Below are 17,462 nucleotides of genomic sequence, written 5' to 3' on the forward strand. Positions count from 1 at the left end.
TTGACAGGCCCGGGCGCCGCCGTTGTTTAATCGCCAGGTCATGCGCTGTAGCCCCCTCCAATAACTACACTGGAGCTTCAGATGTCTGCATCGTCCCTGGTTGCCGAGCCCCCTCGCGAATACCTGTCCCTGCCAGCCCTGGTGGAGTTGCTGGAGACCATTCTCCTGCGTCATGGATGCAGTGCCGAAGTGGCCCGCAGCCTGGCCCAGAACTGCGCCCAGGCCGAGCGCGATGGTGCCCAGAGCCATGGCGTGTTCCGTATTCCCGGCTACCTCTCGACCCTGGACAGCGGCTGGGTCGATGGCAAGGCAGTGCCGGCGGTGGAAGACGTGGCCCCGGCGTTCGTCCGGGTCGATGCCGCCAACGGCTTCGCCCAGCCGGCCCTGGCCGCCGGTCGTGAGTTGCTGGTGCGCAAGGCCCGTCACGCCGGAATCGCGTTGTTGGCGATTCGCAACTCCCATCACTTCGCCGCGCTCTGGCCGGATGTCGAACCCTTTGCCGAAGAAGGGCTGGTGGCCCTGAGCGTGGTCAACAGCATGACCTGCGTGGTGCCCCATGGCGCCGATCGGCCACTGTTCGGCACCAATCCAATCGCTTTCGCCGCGCCCCAGGCCCAGGGGCATCCCATCGTCTTCGACCTGGCCACCAGTACCATCGCCCACGGCGACGTGCAGATCGCCGCCGCCAAGGGCGAGCGCCTGCCGCCGGGAATCGGTGTCGACAGCCTGGGGCAGCCGACCCAGGATCCCAGGGCGATCCTCGAGGGCGGGGCCCTGTTGCCTTTTGGCGGCCATAAGGGTTCGGCGCTGTCGATGATGGTGGAACTGCTCTGTGCCGGGCTGACCGGTGGCAACTTCTCGTTCGAGTTCGATTGGTCCCGCCACCCGGGAGCCAAGACTCCCCGGACCGGCCAGTTGTTGATCGTCATCGATCCGGGCAAGGGCGCCGGCCAGGGTTTTGCCGAGCGCAGCCAGGAACTGGTGCGGCAGATGCACGCGGTGGGTCTCAAGCGCCTGCCGGGGGATCGTCGTCACTGGCAACGCGAGCGGTCCGGGGAAAAGGGTATCGCCATTGCCTGCCAGCAGTTGGAGCAGCTACGGGAGCTGGCGCGCAAGCAGTGAAGCGGGGGAGGTGAAGGCCAGGCAGCCGGGGCCTGGCCTAGAGGGAGGCTGCGCTCAGGAACGCCGGCCCAGCAACAGGCCGACCACCAGGCCGACGCCGGCGGAGATGGCTACGGTCTGCCATGGATGGCCGCCGATGTATTGCTCGGTGGCGTCGACCACCGGCTTGCTGCGCTCGCGCACATTGCTCACCGAATCCAATGCCTGCTTGAGCTTCTGGCTCACCTGGCGGCGCAGGCTCTCGCCTTCTTCGCCTACCAGGGCGGCGCTGCCCTTGAGCAGTTTTTCCGATTCCTCGATCAGCGCCTGCAGCTCGCTGAATGCCTGGTCCTTGATTTGATCGTTGTCCGCTTGCGCGGCGGTTTTACGAGCCATGAAGTGGTTCCTTGTCGATGTGGCCTAGTGGTGCAGTGTGCCATGGGCGCCCTTGCAGAGCGCCTGTAGTTCTCTGCCGCTCGCGACCTTGGCGGTAGCGGGGAGACTGGGCTGGCAAGCAATGGAGTCTGGCGCCGGGGCAAAAGTTGCAGCTGTTTTACCCATCGGCGACCTTCGCGGGTAAAACCGCCAGCCCCTACAGTGTAAGATGTCGCCTATTTTACGCAGCAGGAATTTCCCATGAGCTTCAACCTGGCTAACAAGACCCTGGCCGAGCGCGCCGCCATCGAGGACGAGAAGTCCCGCCTGTTCGAGCTGTGGCAGAGCAACCTGGGCAAGGCCAAGAGCGAGGCCGCACGGCTGTTCGGCGAGCGCAGCAAGCGCAAGGGCAAGTGGGCGGAGTGGGTCCGCGCCGAGCTCGACGGCATGTCGCCGCCGGAGTACTCCAACATGGTGCGCAGTGAAGTCAATCGCCTGATGGCGGCAAGCAAGTAACGGCAAAACTCTCGACGATCGCCTCGCGGACTTTAACCAGCAACGGGTCGATCTGCGGCGCGGTGCGCCAGCCCAGCTCGATGGGATAGCGCGGTAGCGCCAGGGGGCAGGGCAGCAACTGCAGGCCGGTGAACTCGGCGATGCGTCGGGCGGCATGGGCCGGGATGGTGGCCACCGCCTGGCTGCCCTTGAGCAGGAATGGCAACGCGGCAAAATGCGTGGTCGAGGCGCATACCTGGCGGCTCAAGCCCAGGTTCGCCAGCCCCTCGTCGGTGATGCCGATGAACCCTTGCGACGACACCAGCAGGTGTTCGCGTTCGACGAACTCCTGGATGTCGATCCGCTGCTGCCCGGGAGCCAGGCTCGCCGGATCTGCCAGGCATAGATAGCCACCTTCCCCCAGTACCTGGCGGCTGAGCATGCGCTGGGCGAACCCGCCGGCGCTGATGGCCAGGTCGACGCTGCGCTGCAATAGCGCTTCGGCGACCACCTGGCTGTGGGTCTGGCGAAAGATCAGCCGCAGCTTGGGCGCGCGCCGGGCCACGGCCTCGATCAACTGCCGGCCATAGGCGATCTCGAAGTCATCGGACAACCCCACGGTGACCGCCCGGCCCTGATAGTCGGCGCTGTCTGGCGCGACCATGGCCAGGCTCTGCCGGCATTTGTTCAAGGCCTCGCTGACCACCGGCTTCAACTGGTTGGCCTTGAGGGTCGGGGCCAGGCCGCGCCCGGTTCGTACGAACAGCTGGTCGCCATACAACTCGCGCAGCCGCCGCAGGGCGGCGCTCATGGCCGACTGGGTAACCCCCAGGCGCAGGGCGGCGCGGCTCGCGCTGGATTCGTCATGCAGCGCTTCGAAGGCCTTGAGCAAGTTGAGATCGATATCGGCGATATTCATATGGTTCATATCATTAAGCATTGAATTGGGGTTTATCGATGATCGGCGGCGGCAGGAGAATGCGCAACACCTGATCGCCGAAGGAGTCATCCCATGCCCAGATCCATAGTCGCTGCCCTGCAAATCGGCGCCTTGCCAGGTGGCAAGGCCGAAACCCTGGAACAGATCCTGTCCTACGAGGACGCCATCATCGACGCCGGCGCCCAACTGGTGGTGATGCCCGAAGCCCTGCTCGGGGGCTATCCCAAGGGCGAGGGCTTCGGCACCCAATTGGGCTACCGCCTGCCCGAGGGGCGAGAAGCCTTTGCCCGCTACTTCGCCAATGCCATCGATGTGCCGGGGGTGGAGACCGAGGCCCTGGCCGGTCTCTCGGCCCGCACCGGCGCCAACCTGGTGCTGGGCGTGATCGAGCGCAGCGGCAGCAGCCTGTATTGCACTGCGCTGTACTTCGATCCCCAGCAAGGCTTGGTGGGCAAGCATCGCAAGCTGATGCCCACCGGTACCGAACGGCTGATCTGGGGCACGGGCGATGGTTCCACCTTGTCGGTGCTGGACACCCAGGTCGGGCGGGTCGGCGCGGTGATCTGCTGGGAAAACATGATGCCGCTGCTACGTACCGCCATGTATGCCCAGGGCATCGAGGTCTGGTGCGCACCGACGGTGGATGAGCGCGAGATGTGGCAGGTGAGCATGCGTCACGTGGCCCACGAAGGTCGGTGTTTCGTGGTCAGCGCCTGCCAGGTGCAGGCCTCGCCCGAGGAGCTGGGCCTGCAGATCGCCAACTGGCCGGCGCAACGGCCGTTGATCGCCGGCGGCAGCGTCATCGTCGGCCCCATGGGCGATGTGCTGGCCGGCCCGCTGGTGGGGCGTGCCGGGTTGATTTGCGCACAGATCGATACCGACGACCTGGTGAAGGCTCGCTATGACTACGATGTGGTGGGTCACTATGCGCGCCCGGACGTGTTCGAGCTGACGGTGGACCAGCGTCCGCGCCCTGGCGTGCGCTTTACCTGACGCAGGCTGGCGGGCCGAGGCGGCGCCACTCTTCGCGGGTAATTTCCCAGATGTCCAGGGCAAAACGGCCGCTGACGAACTCCCCGGCCTCGGAACGTACCAGGCGCATCCCGCCACGCTCGGATATCCGTCTTGAGCCCTGGTTGGGGGCGGCCTTGGGCACCCGCATCAGCGGTTGTTCCAGGACCTCGAACCAGTAGTGGTCCACCGCTTGGCAGGCCTCGCTCATGTAGCCGTGGCCCTGCCATTGCGGAGCCAGCCAGAAGCCACGGTTGTTATCGGGTTCGCGCATCAGGCTGATGCTGCCGATCATTTGCCCAGGTTCCTCGCGCAGGCGAATGGTCCAGTGCCATTCCTCGCCCCGGGCCGTGGCCGGCAAGGCCATGTCACGGACAAAGCTCAAGGCGCCATCGGCCGGGTAGGGCCAGGGCACGTTGGCGTTGAGGTAGCGCACGACTTCCCACTGTGGAAACAGGTTCTGGATGGCACCGGCATCTGCCAGTTCCAGGGGCCGCAGCAGCAAGCGCGGGGTGGTGAGCGGCGGTACGTGGCCGGTCATGGGCATGGCTCCTTGTGGGTTTTGCCGAGCACCAGGTGTTCGCTGAGGAAGTCGACGAAGACTCGCAATTTTGGCAGCAGCTGTCGACTGCCAGGCCAGAGGATCGAGAACTTGCCGCGCTCGCCCTGGTAGTCGTCCAGCACCGATACCAGGCTGCCGTCGGCCAGGGCTCCGGCGACCACGAATTCCGGCACGTAGGCGATGCCCAGGCCCTGGGTCGCGGCATGGATCAATGCTTCGAGGTTGTTGCTGGTCAAGGCCTTGCCCAGCACCAATGGCGGCGCGCCTTCGGGCAAGCGCAGGCGCCAGGCCTGCATCTGGGTGCCGGCGGGGAACCTGTAGCGCAGGCAGGCGTGCCGTTCCAGGTCTTGCGGAGCCTGCGGCACGCCGCGCTGGGCGAAGTACTCCGGAGCGCCGACCAGCACGAAACCGAACGGTCCGAGGCTGCGCGAGCGCAATTGCGAATCCGCCAGCTCGCCACTGCGGATCACCGCGTCGAGGCCTTCGGCGATCACGTCGACCATCCGGTCGTTGAAATCCAGGTCCAGTTCGATGTCCGGGTAGCGCGCGGAGAATTCCGGAAGGATCGGCAGCAGCATGCGATAGCCGATGGCCGGCAGGCTGACCCGCAGCCGCCCCCGGGGTTTGTCGCTGATCCGCGCGAGCTCGGCTTCGGCTTCCTGTACCTCGTCGACGATGCGCTGGCCGCGTTCATAGAACAGCGTGCCTTCGTCGGTCAGGCTGATCCGCCGGGTACTGCGGTTCAGCAGGCGCACGCCGAGCCGTTGTTCCAGGCGGGCCAGGGCCTTGCCCACCGCCGAGGCGGAGAGCCCCAGGCGCTCGCCGGCAGCTACCAGGCTGCCGCTCTGGACCACGCAGACAAACACTTGCAAGCCGTTCAGGTTATCCATGGCGACCTCGATTAGAGCCTTTTTGTCCGCAAAGACCGGAATACTGCCCTGTTTTTCGCCTATTGCGGCACACCTACCATGAAGTTTTTAGCTGACCCTGGTTGCCAGGAGGTAGAGGTGCCCGTGAATCCTGAACTTGAATTGACCCTGGGCTCGCCGGCCCGCAGTGGCGAGCGCGCAGCCCAAGGTGTGCTTGCGGCGGTGTGCCTGGCGGCCTTGATGCTGCCCTTGACCTTTGTCGGGGTGGCGGTGGCGACCCCGGCCATCGGCCGTGAACTGGGCGGCAGCCCGCTGGAACTGAGCTGGACCACCAACGCCTTCATGCTCAGCTTTGGCAGCGTGCTGATGGCTGCCGGTACCCTGGCCGACGAATTCGGTCGCAAGCGCCTGTTCAGCCTTGGCGTGGCGTTGTTCGCCCTGACTTCCCTGGCCCTGGTGTTAGCCCCGTCGTTGTTGTGGCTCAACCTGCTGCGCGGCGTCCAGGGCCTGGCCGGCGCCGCAGCCCTGGCCGGTGGTTCGGCGGCCCTGGCCCAAGCGTTCGATGGCCCGGGCCGGACCCGCGCCTTCAGTTTGCTGGGCACCACCTTCGGAGTCGGCCTGGCCTTCGGGCCGATCCTGGCCGGGGTGTTGATCGAGCATGCCGGCTGGCGCGGGATCTTCGTTTCCGGCGCCCTGATCGGGGCCCTGTCCCTGGGTTGTGGCGTGCCGCGCATGGTCGAGTCTCGCGATCCCGAGGCCAGGGGCGTGGATTGGCCCGGCACCTTGAGCTTCACCCTGGCCCTGGTGCTGCTGACCTGGGGCATCCTGCAAGCCCCGCAAAGCGGGTGGGGCAGCCCGCTGGTCCTGGCGTTGCTGGCGGGGGCCGGGCTGGCGCTGTGGGTGTTCGTGGCCGTGGAGCGTCGGGCGGCGCGGCCGATGCTCGACCTGTCGCTGTTTCGCTACCCGCGTTTCATCGGGGTCCAGGTACTGCCCATCGCGACCTGCTACTGCTACGTGGTGCTGCTGATCCTGTTGCCGATCCGCTTCATCGGCGTGGAAGGCTACAGCGAGATCGAGGCCGGGCTGCTGATGATCGCCCTGTCTGCGCCGATGCTGGTGGTGCCCTTCGCCGCAGGCTGGCTGAACCGTTGGTTCAGCGCCGGCAAGCTGGCGAGCCTGGGCCTGGTGGTGGCGGCTGGCGGGCTGTTCTGGCTCAGTTGCGGCAGCGTCGGGCAGGCCCCCCTGGAACGGGCCTGGCCGTTGCTGGTGATCGGCCTGGGCACAGGGCTGCCCTGGGGCCTGATGGATGGGTTGTCGGTGAGCGTGGTACCCAAGGAGCGGGCGGGCATGGCCAGCGGCATCTTCAGCACCACGCGAGTGGCGGGTGAGGGCATTGCCCTGGCCCTGGTGGTGGCTTTGCTGGCCGGCCTGTTGCAGCACGCCCTGGGCCAGGTGCAGGTCCGGGGCGATAGCGCGTTGCTGGCGGCCCGGCAACTGGCCGGAGGCGACCTGGCGGCCAGCGCGGCCGCCTTGCCGGAGCTCGCCAGCGAACGCTTGCTGGCCTTGTATACCGGGGCTTTCAGCCAGTTACTGCAGGTGCTGGTGGTGATCACCTTGCTGTCGGCCCTGGTGGTGCGAGTGGCGCTGCATGAGCCGCGCCGCACGCCGGGTCAGCGGAACTCGAAGAACTCGTAGTGCAGGTTGGCCTCGGGAATCCGGCATTCGTGCATCAGCTCGCGGACCCGCCCCAACAGGCCCTTGGGCCCGCAGAAACTGACCTGGATCTGCCCCGGGTCGGTTTCGGCCGCCGCGCGCTTGAGGGTCTGGGCCAGGGGCTCGACGCCGCCGCTGTTGGCGACGAAACCGACACCGCGGGCCTGGGCCATGCCCTGCAAGGCATCGACGCTGGGGAAGGCCCGGGAGGGGTTGTAGCAATACACCAGGGTCGCCCGGTCGAGCTGGCCGGCGGCCTGGTCCTGCAGCCAGGCAATGAACGGCGAGATGCCGACGCCGCCGCCGATCCAGATTTCCCGGGCGGCCTGTGGCGGGCGCTTGAAGCGACCGTAAGGGGCGTAGATATCGGCCAGCATGCCGACCTTGACCTGCTTGTGCAGCCGCTGGGTGTAGTCGCCCAGGGCGCGGATCACGAACTCGATGCGCCCATCGTGGGCCTGGGCACTAGCGATGGTGAACGGGTGGGGTTCGCGCAAGCCCTTTTCCTGCATTGCCAGGAAGGCGAACTGTCCGGCCTTGAAGGGAAAGCCGCGGCCGTGGGGAATCAGTTCCAGATGCAACGAGTTACGCTCGATGCGCACGGCGGTCACTTGGTATTCGCCGGCCTTGGCCAGGAACGGGTAGAGCAGCAGCTTGTACAGCGCCCCCAGGACGCCGAGCACGCACAGCAGGCCGAGCCAGATGCCTGACGGGTTGTCCAGGGCGATGGGCGACTTGAAGCTCAGCCAGTGCAGGATCACTACCAGGAACAGCGGTCCGGACAGCTTGTGCCACCAGCGCCATTGGCTGTAGGGAATGTTGCGGTTCAAGGCCAGGAGGACGATCAGGCCCAGGGCCACGTAGCTCAACTGGCGCACCAGCCGCGTCCAGTACTTGGACAGCTCGAGGATCGGCACGCTGTTCCATTCGTCCAGGTTGGCCTTGAACACCAGGTGGTAGCTGGCGAAGGCCAGGGCCCAGATGCCCAGCCATTTGTGGGTCTCGTACACGCGGTCCAGGCCGCCGAACAAGCGCTCGGCCCAGCGCCAGCGGCTCGACAGCAGGCAGGACAGGGCCATGTAGGCCAGGGCGGCGCTGCCCAGCACCAGGCTCAGGGTGGCGGACGTCAGCCAGGTCTGGCTGGGGATTTCCATCAGCAGGGTCAAAGTGGTGATCAGCAGGACGCCGACGATCGTATGCCAGGTTCTCAAGGGTGCAGGACTCCGGTGAGCAAATGCCGTCAGGGCGAAAGCATCGCCGCGACGGTACGGCGAGTAACGACGATGCAAGGAACGATGTGCTGTGCTGCGACTAAAGTTGAATATGACAGGATTTCTCTCGCAACAGCGTGCGATTCTAGTCTGTAGCGCTGATTTTATGCTGATCTGTATCAGGGGCTTCAGTATTTTATTTGTTGAAAATGATCGACTATCAATCGCATTTTCATTTATTCGTGCAACGGACTGTGCTGCGCGGGCCACAAAGTGCGTCTAGCAGACCTTGGCCCCGCAGCCGTATCGGGGCCCGTGACGACGAGCCAGACCATGCAAGCGCTGTTGAACCAGATTCTCGATGAAGTCCGCCCCCTGATCGGCCAAGGCCGGGTCGCCAGCTACATTCCGGCCCTGGCGGACGTGCCGGCCAACCAACTGGGGATCGCCGTCTATGGCAACGATGGCCAGGTGTTCAGCGCCGGCGATGCCGATACGGCGTTTTCGGTGCAGAGCATTTCCAAGGTCTTCAGCCTGGTGCAGGCCATCGGCCATTCCGGCGAAGCGATCTGGCAGCGCCTGGGGCACGAGCCCTCAGGACAGCCGTTCAACTCCCTGGTGCAGCTGGAATTCGAGCGTGGCCGCCCGCGCAACCCCTTCATCAACGCCGGCGCCCTGGTGATCTGCGATATCAACCAGTCGCGCTTCGCGGCGCCGGCCTTGTCCATGCGTGATTTCGTCCGACGCTTGTCCGGCAATCCCCAGGTGCTGGTGGACGGCCGGGTGGCGGAGTCGGAGTACCAGCACCGCGCGCGCAACGCGGCCATGGCCTACCTGATGCAATCCTTCGGCAACTTCCACAACGATGTGGAGGCGGTGCTGCGCAGCTACTTCAGCCATTGCGCCTTGCGCATGAGCTGCGTCGACCTGGCCCGGGCCTTCTGCTTCCTGGCCAACGATGGTTTTTGCAAGCACAGCGGCGAGCAGATCCTGAGTCGCCGGCAGACCCAGCAGGTCAACTCGATCATGGCCACCAGCGGCCTGTACGACGAGGCCGGCAACTTTGCCTATCGGGTCGGCTTGCCGGGCAAGAGCGGGGTGGGTGGCGGGATCGTCGCAGTGGTGCCGGGGCAGTTCACGGTGTGCGTGTGGTCGCCGGAACTCAATGCTGCCGGCAACTCGCTGGTGGGCATGGCCGCCCTGGAATTGCTCAGCCAGCGTATTGGCTGGTCGGTGTTCTAGCTGGGCCTACCAGCTGCCGGTGGGGTTCGCCAGGCTGATCTGCCCGCGCTCGATGAAGCGCTGGGTACCGAACAGCCCGCCGGCCAGCTTGCCGCGCAGCACGTAGGGCAGGTTGTCCAGGCTCTGGGTCTGGCTCAGGCCCAGGGTCTGGCGCAATACCGAGAAGGCCGAGACGCTCACCGGTATCACCAGGATATCCTCGGCGTAGCGGCCGATATGCCCTTGCTGGTCGCTGACCCCGGAGGCCAGTGGCCGACCGTTGACCTCCAGGTCCAGGGCCACGCCGTTGTAGTCGATGGGGGTCTCGTTGGGGTTCTGCAAGCGCAGCTTGATGGCGAAGCGCATCTCCAGTTCCTGGCTCGGCAGCGGCTCGATGCCGACCACGTTGATCGCCAGCGGATCGCGCTGGGGCAACAGGGCACAGGCACCCAGGCTGAGCAGGACCAGGGACAGGGCAATGAGTTTGCGCATGGGCTACCTACTGGCGATGGGAGTGAATGACCACGGCGTCGCTACGCGGCTTGCGCTCGACGCTCTGGCTATTGTCGAGCCTGCCACAAGGCCCCTGGGGGCCTTGCTTGACGCACGCAGGATAGACGCCGTTGCGCCTCAGGAGTTCGCCTTGGCGTCCCGGTCCGGGTCCTGCATGACCTTGAGGGTCGCAGCTTCAGGGTCGAATTCGTCTTCTTCCAGCTCCAGGAACTCTTCGGGCAGGAAGATATTGAGGAAGATCGCGCAGAAGGCGCCGACAGTGATCGGCGATTCGAAGATGTTGTGCAAGGCCTTGGGCAGTTCGCGCAGCACCTCGGGCACCGCCGCCACGCCCAGGCCCATGCCCAGGGAAATCGCCACGATCAGCACGTTGCGCCGGTGCAGGCCGGCCTCGGCGAGGATCTTGATCCCGGCCACCGCCACGGTGCCGAACATGATCAGGGTCGCGCCGCCCAGCACTGGCTTGGGCATCAATTGCAGCACCGCCCCGATCACCGGGAACAGCCCCAGCAGCACCAGCAGCCCGGCGATGAAGTAGGCCACGTAGCGACTGGCGACGCCGGTGAGTTGGATCACGCCGTTGTTCTGGGCGAAGGTCACCATCGGCAGGCTGTTGAACACCGCCGCCACCGCCGAGTTGAAACCATCGGCCAGCAGGCCGGACTTGATGCGCTTGATGTACAGCGGGCCCTTGACCGGCTGCTGGGAGATCATCGAGTTGGCCGTGAGGTCGCCGGCGGCTTCCAGTGGCGAGATCAGGAAGATCACTGCCAGGGGGATGAAGGCGATCAGGTCGAAGGAGAAACCGTACTTGAACGGTACCGGCACACTCACCAGGGGCACTTCGGGCATGGCCGCCATGTCCACCCGGCCCAGCATCCAGGCCACCAGGAAGCCCAGGGTCAGGCCGATGACGATGGAGCCCAGGCGCAACATCGGATTGTTGAAGCGGTTCAACACTACGATGGTCAGCAGCACCAGCGCCGCCAGGCCCAGGTTGCTGGCGGCGCCCAGGTCGCTGGCGCCATAGCCGCCGGCCATGTCGGTGACCGCCACCTTGATCAGCGACAGGCCCATCAGGGTGATGATGGTGCCGGTGACCACCGGGGTGATCAGCTTGCGCAGCTTGCCGATGAACTGGCTGAGGAACATCTCGATGAAGGCGGCGACGAAGCAGATACCGAAGATGGTCGAGAGGATCTCGTTGGTGTCGCCACCGCGGCCCTTGACCATGAAACCGGCGCTGAGCAGCACGCTGATGAACGAGAAACTGGTGCCTTGCACGCACAGCAGGCCCGAACCGATGGGGCCCAGGCGTCGGGCCTGGACGAAGGTGCCCAGGCCCGAGACGAACAGCGCCATGCTGATCAGGTACGGCAATTCGCTTTCAAGGCCCAGCACGCCGCCGAAGATCAGGGTCGGGCTGATGATGCCGACGAAGCTGGCCAGCACGTGCTGCAGGGCGGCGAAGATCGCCGCGCTGAAGTGTGGCCGATCGTTGAGGCCATAGATCAGGTCGGACTTGTAGCGGGGCGGGGAGTGTTCGGATGCGCTCATGAAGGAAGGCCTGCCAGTGGCACGTGGATACAACGGGGGCACGCGCCGGAAAGTGGACGGGACTTGGGTCCAAGAGCTGCCATCGGCAGGCATCCAGGGACCCGGTCGGAAAAAATGGAGGCGCAGGATGCCAGAAAGGGGCGGCTGCCAGAAGGGCAGGCGGGCATAAAAAACCAACTTCCAAGGGATACGAAAGATACTGTTTCTCATTTGCCTTTATGGAATAATCCGCGTCCCCGATCTGCGGACCGCCCCTCGATGCTGCCGATACCCAGCCTGCTGCGCAGCTTTCAAGAGCACTACGACGACCTGCTGAAGTTTCTCACCCGGCGCATGAACGACCGCCAGCGGGCGGCGGACGTGGCCCAGGACACCTACCTGAAGTTGCTCAAGGTCGAGCAGCAGGCACTGCAGGTCCAGAACGACCGCGGCTTCATTTTCCGCGTGGCCGGCAACCTGGCCATCGATACCCTGCGTCGCGAACAACGCCTGGCCGCCAACCTGGTTGAAGCCCCCGACCATGGCGAGGCGGTGGACCCGGCTCCGGCCCCCGAGGCGGTACTGCTGGCCAAGGAGCGCCTGGAGGTGCTCGACCAGGCCCTGCAACAGCTGTCCGACAATGCGCGCCAGGCCCTGCTGCTCAATCGCCTGGAGGGCCTGACCCAGGCCCAGATCGCTGTGCGGCTGGGCGTTTCCGAAAGCATGGTGGCAAAATACATCGGCCAGGCCCTGCGCCATTGCCGCGACTGGCTGCAACAGCACCATGAATGATCCCCACCTGCTTGCCGACGCCGCCATGACCGATGCTCCCGAAAACCTCGACGACACCGCCATCGACTGGCTGGTGCTGCTGCACTCCGGCCAGGCCACCGCGGCCCAGCGCATGGCGTTCCAGCAGTGGCGCCAGCGCAGCCCGGCCCACACCCGGGCGGCGGATGAGGCTCAACGGCTGTGGGGTGACCTGGGCCAGACCCAGGTTGCGCAGCAGCACTCGCAGGCTGCCCGCCCGGCAGCCAGGGCCCATCGCTGGTGGCCGGTGCTGGCCGCTTCACTGTTGCTGGCCCTGGGTAGCGTGATCGGCTGGCAGCAATGGCCGGCCTGGACCTCGGACTACCACACCGGCGTGGGCCAGCAACAACACTTGACCCTGGCCGATGGTTCGCGGGTGATCCTCAACAGCGCCAGCGCCTTGTCGGTGGCTTATTCGGCGGATGAGCGGCGGGTGGTCCTGGAGCAGGGCGAGGCGCTGTTCGAACCACAGGCCGATGGGCAGCGACCGTTCGTGGTCCAGGTTCGTGACCAGCGCCTGCAGGGGGCGGGCGGAGCGTTCAGCGTGCGTCGTGATGGTGACCAGCTGACGGTGGTGGTGCGCGAGGGCCAGGTGCAATTCACCGGCGATCATGCCCCGTTGCTGCTGCAGGCCGACCAGCGTCTGCAGTACCAGGCCGGCCAGCCGCTCCTGGCCCAACAGAAGGTGGACGCCGCCAGCCTGACCGCCTGGCAGCGCGGCAAGCTGATTTTCAACGGCCGGCCGCTGGGCGAGGTGATCGGCGAACTGGAGCGCTACCAGCATGGACGCATCCTGGTTTCCGACCGGCAATTGGCGGACCTGGCCATCAGCGGCGTGTTCGACCTCAACGATCCCCAGGGTTCGCTGCGCACCTTGCAGCAACGCTATCCCTTGCAGATCACCTACTTGCCATGGCTGGCACTGCTGCACTGAAATTTTTTGCAGCGGGTGCTGCAAGTTCCTTTCCGGCCAATCGTCGTAGTGAGACTGAGAAGGCAATCATTCTCATTGACGTCATTTCAACGGGCTGGGAAGGAACACGTGAAAGCTATGTTCAAGCTGTCGATACTCGGGCGCGGTCAACACCTGGTGCGCCGCACATTACTGGCCCAGGCCGTACTCGCCGGGGCCCTGGGCCCGCTGCTGGCCCAGGCGCAACAGCCACTGCCCGCCAGCCAGGCCGGTGCAGCCCAGGAGCGGCGTGTGTCTTTGCAGTTACCGGCCCAGCCCCTGGACCAGGCCCTGACTCGTTTCGCCGACCAGGCCGACCTGCGCTTGCTTTACACCACCAGTGATGTGGCGGGCCTGCAGGCGCCGGCCCTCGCCGGTGAAGTCACCATCGCCCAGGCCCTGCAAGCCTTGCTGGCCGGCAGTGGCATGGACTGGTCGTTCAGCGATGGGCGCACGGTCATCCTGCGTCGTGCCGAGCCTGCGGCGAGCAGCCTCAATCTCAAGCCGACCCAGGTCACCGTGGCGTCGCGCACCAGCACCGCGATCAGCGAGATCCCCGGCACCGTCTGGGTGGTGGAACAGAGCCAGTTGCGCGAGCAGTTGGAAACCGGAGTCAGCCTCAAGGAAGCCATCGGCAAGCTGGTGCCGGGCCTGGACCTGGCGCCGGAAGGCCGTACCAACTATGGCCAGAACATGCGTGGGCGCAACGTGCTGGTGATGATCGACGGGGTCAGCCAGAACAGCTCCCGGGGCTTGTCGCGCCAGTTCGACAGCATCTCGCCGTTCAACGTCGAACGTGTGGAGGTGCTATCCGGGGCCAGCGCGATCTATGGCGGCGGCGCCACCGGCGGCATCATCAATATAGTCACCAAGAAGGGCGAGCCGGGTCCGGCGCGTTTCGAGACCCAGATCGGTGCCAGCAGCGGCTTCAACAACAGTGACGACTTGACCACCCGTATCGCCCAGTCGGTGAGCGGCGGCAACGAAGCCATCAGCGGTCGCCTGGCCGTGGCCGGCGAGCAGAACCAGGCGTTCTACGATGGCGCCGGCAAGCAGATCTTCATCGACAATACCCAGACCGACCTGCAGTACAACCGCACCATCGACCTGATGGGCAGCCTGGCCATGAACTTCAACGAGGAGCAGAGCCTGGACCTCTTGGCCCAGTATTACGACTCGGGCAACCACGGCAGCACCGGGATCTACTTTCCCAACCTCAAGAACCAGGCGCCCTCGAACCTGGAAGACGCCAAGTTGCGTGGCGGCTACTCCACCGACCTGGAACCGCGCACCCGGCGCCTGTTGCTCAATGCCAACTATCACCACGCCGATGTACTGGGCCAGGATTTCTACCTGCAGGCCTCATATCGCAAGGAAAACGACAACTTCTATCCGTTTCCCTACTACAACACCGGCAAGCCGACCGGTTCCAAGGGCGTGTACTTCGCCGCCTCGCAGCAGAACTTCGAGGTCAGCAGCCTCAAGGCGCTGTTCGCCAAGGAGTTCGACACTGTCAAGCTGACCTATGGCGTGGACCTGGATCGCGAGCGCTTCAACGCCGAGCAGAGCACCTTCGATCAACGGGTGTCGTCAGAAAGTGGTGGCCTGGACCTGGTGACCCAGAGCAAGGCCGCGCGCTATCCCAGCTACCGGGTCGATGGCCTGTCCGCCTATACCCAGCTGGATTGGCACGCCACGGACAACCTGACGGTCTCCGGTGGTTATCGGCGCCAGCAGATGGACGTGGATGTCGGGCGGTTCAAGAACGTGCCGGGAGGCAACAACGATTACCAGGTCAACCTGTTCAACCTGGGCACCATCTATGACTTCAAGAACGGCCATCAGGTCTGGGTCAACTACGGCGAGGGCTTCGATCTGCCGGACCCGGCCAAGTTCTACGGCAAGCCGGGGCTGAGCGTCGATGACAACCCCCTGGCCGGGATCAAGAGTCGCCAGGTGGAAACCGGCTGGCGCTTCTCCGATAGCGACTGGGATGCCCAGGCGGCGCTGTACTACATCTGGTCGGACAAGGTCATCACCACCGACAACGCGACCCTGACCATCGACGTCAAGGACCAGAAGAGCCGCGACTACGGTTTCGAAAGCGCCCTGACCCGGCATTTCGAGAGCGGCTGGGAGGCGGGTGGCACCCTGCACCTGGTGCGTTCCGAGGAGGAGGGCAAGAACGGCGGCTGGATCAAGCGCGATGCGCGCTACGCCTCGCTGTCCAAGTCCACGGCCTTCATCGGCTGGAAGGGCGATAGCCAAAGCGTGCGCCTGCAGGGCAACCATGCCTTCACCCTCAAGGACGATGCCGACCACACCATCGACGGCTACACCACCTTCGACCTGCTGGGCAGCCAGGACACCGGCTTCGGCACCTTTAGCGGGGGTATCCAGAACCTGCTGAACAAGCAATACAGCACGGTCTGGGGCCAGCGCGCGAAGCTGTTCTATTCGCCGACGTATGGGCCCGAGTACCTCTATGACTACCAGGGTCGCGGCCGCACCTACACCCTGAGCTGGACCATGGCCTATTGATTCACCGCTGAGCCGGTAGCCGTTGCCGAGGTGGCGCAGCGGTCGCAGCGACTCGATCTGTCTGCCTCATCGGTGCCCGTTGCGCGGGCATGCGCAGCCGTCGGCGGCCACACTCAGCTGTTGTAGCCGTTGCCGAGCGTGCGAGGCTGCGCAGCACCCGTGCCTGCTGACAGTTTCTGTCAGGAGGCTCTGCTATCCTGCGGCGGATTTTTTCCGGGAGTCCAGCCAAGGTGTCGCGAGCCAGTCGATTACTCACTCTGTTGCAGATGCTGCGAGGCAAAAGCCGTCCGGTCACGGCCGCGACCCTGGCGGCGCAGCTGGAGGTGTCCGAGCGCACCCTGTATCGCGACATCGCCGAGCTCACTGCCCTGGGCGCGCCCATCTACGGTGAGGCCGGGGTCGGTTATGTATTGCGCAGCGGGCTGTTCCTGCCACCGTTGATGCTCAATGCCGACGAGACCGAGGCCGTGGTGCTCGGCCTGCGCTACGTCGACCAGCGCGGCGATGAGGAACTGAGCAAGGCCGCCGCCGATGCCATGGCCAAGATTGCCGCGGTGCTGGCGCCGGCGGCCCAGGACGCCTTGCGCAACCCGACGCTGCTACCGGGGCCGGCCGGTTATGGCTTCCCCGACAATCCGGTGTCGCTGAACGTGTACCGCCAGGCGATCCGCCACCAGGCCAAGTTGCTGATCGACTATGCCGACGTCAACCGCACGCCCAGCCAGCGCCTGATCTGGCCCCTGGCGTTGGGGTTCCTCAATGAGGCGCGAGTGATCGTCGCCTGGTGTGAACTGCGTGGGGACTACCGGACCTTTCGTACGGACCGGGTCGCCGCTGCGCAGGAGCAGAGCGAGGCCTATCCGGGCCGGCGCAGCGACTGGCTACGGACCTGGCGCAAGCGCATGCAGAGCGATGAAGGCCAGCGTTTCACTCCTGACAAGAAATGACGCAAGGGGCTCTTAACATGCCGGCCTCGTCCACATGCAAGGAGCTTGCGCCATGCCAGTCATCAATCGATCCGAGCACCGGCACCATCCTGGAGGCGGGCCGCTGGCCCCGGCGATCGAGGCCTTCTTGGCCGCCACCCACAGCGGCGACCGCTCGCAGATAACCTCGATCTTCGCTCCCCAGGCCCAGGTCTTCGATGAGCGCGAGCACCGGGTCGGGCCGGGCGAGATCGCCCGCTGGATGGCGGACAACCCTGGCCGCCTGCGGGTAGTCGGGGTCCAGCAACGTACCGGCAAGATACTGCTGGACAGCCTTCTGTGTGGCGATTTTCCCGGTGGCCCGCGGTCGCTGCGCCATGTCTTTCGCCTGGATGACCAAGGGCGGATCGCCCGGCTGGACATTTCCCGCTGAGATAGCTGGCGTATTTCCCCTGGGCGCCCGGCAGCGGATACGCGAGACGATGGGCGGTGGCATAATGCGGCCTTTTGCCGGGAGGCCGTGGCCCCATGTCGTTCGACTCACCCTTGAGTGCCTACCAACATGCCCTGGAGCAGCAAGGGTTCGTCGCCGATGAGGCCCAGGCCCAAGCGGTGCAGGCCTTGCAGCGTTGCCATGGAGCCTTGCACCAGGGCCGCGGGGCGGTGGCCGGCGTCTACCTCTGGGG

Annotated in this window: 16 protein-coding genes and 2 pseudogenes; 11 read left to right on the top strand and 7 right to left on the bottom strand. The window is 65.3% G+C overall.

The genetic code is table 11. The annotated features are described in order from the left end of the window. Nucleotides 1-81 precede the first annotated feature (81 nt). Nucleotides 82-1,122 carry an Ldh family oxidoreductase gene (locus tag AC3WK8_RS07390; protein WP_103324212.1) on the top strand — a complete coding sequence of 347 codons (1,041 nt, stop codon included), beginning with the start codon at nucleotides 82-84 and terminating at the stop codon, nucleotides 1,120-1,122. Between the two features lie 54 nt (nucleotides 1,123-1,176). On the opposite strand, the gene AC3WK8_RS07395 is transcribed toward AC3WK8_RS07390, so the two are convergent. Then, the gene (locus AC3WK8_RS07395) at nucleotides 1,177-1,497 is read right to left on the bottom strand and encodes an ElaB/YgaM/YqjD family protein (RefSeq protein ID WP_022644284.1); all 321 of its coding nucleotides are present in this window, start codon (nucleotides 1,495-1,497) and stop codon (nucleotides 1,177-1,179) included. A gap of 240 nt (nucleotides 1,498-1,737) precedes the next feature. Between AC3WK8_RS07395 and AC3WK8_RS07400 the strand changes: the two genes are divergently transcribed. Then, nucleotides 1,738-1,992, top strand: coding sequence for a hypothetical protein (locus AC3WK8_RS07400; RefSeq protein ID WP_022644285.1), 255 nt, complete (start codon nucleotides 1,738-1,740; stop codon nucleotides 1,990-1,992). On the opposite strand, the gene AC3WK8_RS07405 is transcribed toward AC3WK8_RS07400, so the two are convergent. Continuing rightward, nucleotides 1,964-2,899 (bottom strand): LysR family transcriptional regulator, encoded by a 936-nt coding sequence (locus AC3WK8_RS07405; protein WP_103324211.1) that lies wholly within the window; start codon nucleotides 2,897-2,899, stop codon nucleotides 1,964-1,966. The two genes, AC3WK8_RS07400 and AC3WK8_RS07405, sit on opposite strands and share 29 nt — an antisense overlap. 84 nt (nucleotides 2,900-2,983) lie before the next feature. On the opposite strand from AC3WK8_RS07405, the gene AC3WK8_RS07410 reads away from it, so the two are divergent. Beyond that, the gene (locus AC3WK8_RS07410; protein ID WP_103324210.1) at nucleotides 2,984-3,904 is read left to right on the top strand and encodes a carbon-nitrogen hydrolase family protein; all 921 of its coding nucleotides are present in this window, start codon (nucleotides 2,984-2,986) and stop codon (nucleotides 3,902-3,904) included. On the opposite strand, the gene AC3WK8_RS07415 is transcribed toward AC3WK8_RS07410, so the two are convergent. Then, nucleotides 3,897-4,463 carry a GNAT family N-acetyltransferase gene (locus tag AC3WK8_RS07415; RefSeq protein WP_085597527.1) on the bottom strand — a complete coding sequence of 189 codons (567 nt, stop codon included), beginning with the start codon at nucleotides 4,461-4,463 and terminating at the stop codon, nucleotides 3,897-3,899. The genes AC3WK8_RS07410 and AC3WK8_RS07415 overlap by 8 nt on opposite strands. Next, complete coding sequence (locus AC3WK8_RS07420) at nucleotides 4,460-5,374, bottom strand: LysR family transcriptional regulator (RefSeq protein WP_103324209.1); 915 nt, start codon at nucleotides 5,372-5,374, stop codon at nucleotides 4,460-4,462. The genes AC3WK8_RS07415 and AC3WK8_RS07420 overlap by 4 nt, the downstream gene beginning before the upstream one ends. A gap of 123 nt (nucleotides 5,375-5,497) precedes the next feature. Between AC3WK8_RS07420 and AC3WK8_RS07425 the strand changes: the two genes are divergently transcribed. Beyond that, a complete protein-coding gene (locus tag AC3WK8_RS07425; RefSeq protein ID WP_103324327.1) occupies nucleotides 5,498-7,048 on the top strand; it encodes an MFS transporter in 1,551 nt (516 codons plus the stop codon). Here AC3WK8_RS07425 and AC3WK8_RS07430 read toward each other — a convergent pair. Then, complete coding sequence (locus AC3WK8_RS07430; RefSeq protein ID WP_103324208.1) at nucleotides 7,024-8,277, bottom strand: ferredoxin reductase family protein; 1,254 nt, start codon at nucleotides 8,275-8,277, stop codon at nucleotides 7,024-7,026. The genes AC3WK8_RS07425 and AC3WK8_RS07430 overlap by 25 nt on opposite strands. Before the next feature lie 333 nt (nucleotides 8,278-8,610). Between AC3WK8_RS07430 and glsB the strand changes: the two genes are divergently transcribed. Further along, nucleotides 8,611-9,519 (top strand): glutaminase B, encoded by a 909-nt coding sequence (gene glsB, locus AC3WK8_RS07435; RefSeq protein WP_085597530.1) that lies wholly within the window; start codon nucleotides 8,611-8,613, stop codon nucleotides 9,517-9,519. A 6-nt stretch (nucleotides 9,520-9,525) separates the two neighbouring features. Here glsB and AC3WK8_RS07440 read toward each other — a convergent pair whose 3' ends face one another. Together AC3WK8_RS07440 and AC3WK8_RS07445 are read right to left on the bottom strand one after the other, a co-directional pair. Beyond that, nucleotides 9,526-9,990 (bottom strand): LEA/WHy family protein, encoded by a 465-nt coding sequence (locus AC3WK8_RS07440; protein ID WP_085597531.1) that lies wholly within the window; start codon nucleotides 9,988-9,990, stop codon nucleotides 9,526-9,528. Nucleotides 9,991-10,128: 138 nt separating this feature from the next. Continuing rightward, nucleotides 10,129-11,568 (bottom strand): nucleobase:cation symporter-2 family protein, encoded by a 1,440-nt coding sequence (locus AC3WK8_RS07445; protein ID WP_085597532.1) that lies wholly within the window; start codon nucleotides 11,566-11,568, stop codon nucleotides 10,129-10,131. A 258-nt stretch (nucleotides 11,569-11,826) separates the two neighbouring features. Here AC3WK8_RS07445 and AC3WK8_RS07450 point away from each other — a divergent pair. The 6 genes and pseudogenes from AC3WK8_RS07450 to AC3WK8_RS07475 form a co-directional block, all read left to right on the top strand. Beyond that, nucleotides 11,827-12,327: pseudogene (locus AC3WK8_RS07450) on the top strand (RNA polymerase sigma factor); the annotation flags it as partial. Nucleotides 12,328-12,331: 4 nt separating this feature from the next. Then, nucleotides 12,332-13,291 carry a FecR family protein gene (locus AC3WK8_RS07455; protein WP_256592247.1) on the top strand — a complete coding sequence of 320 codons (960 nt, stop codon included), beginning with the start codon at nucleotides 12,332-12,334 and terminating at the stop codon, nucleotides 13,289-13,291. 117 nt (nucleotides 13,292-13,408) lie between these two features. Then, nucleotides 13,409-15,850, top strand: coding sequence for a TonB-dependent receptor (locus AC3WK8_RS07460; RefSeq protein WP_103324206.1), 2,442 nt, complete (start codon nucleotides 13,409-13,411; stop codon nucleotides 15,848-15,850). 230 nt (nucleotides 15,851-16,080) lie between these two features. Continuing rightward, entirely contained in the window at nucleotides 16,081-16,797 is a 717-nt protein-coding gene (locus tag AC3WK8_RS07465) for a helix-turn-helix transcriptional regulator (RefSeq protein WP_031321659.1), read from the top strand. 52 nt (nucleotides 16,798-16,849) lie between these two features. Continuing rightward, the gene (locus AC3WK8_RS07470) at nucleotides 16,850-17,209 is read left to right on the top strand and encodes a ketosteroid isomerase (RefSeq protein WP_103324205.1); all 360 of its coding nucleotides are present in this window, start codon (nucleotides 16,850-16,852) and stop codon (nucleotides 17,207-17,209) included. Between the two features lie 95 nt (nucleotides 17,210-17,304). Beyond that, a pseudogene (locus AC3WK8_RS07475) lies at nucleotides 17,305-17,462 on the top strand (cell division protein ZapE); the annotation flags it as partial.

Source organism: Pseudomonas sp. FW507-12TSA (assembly GCF_058781435.1).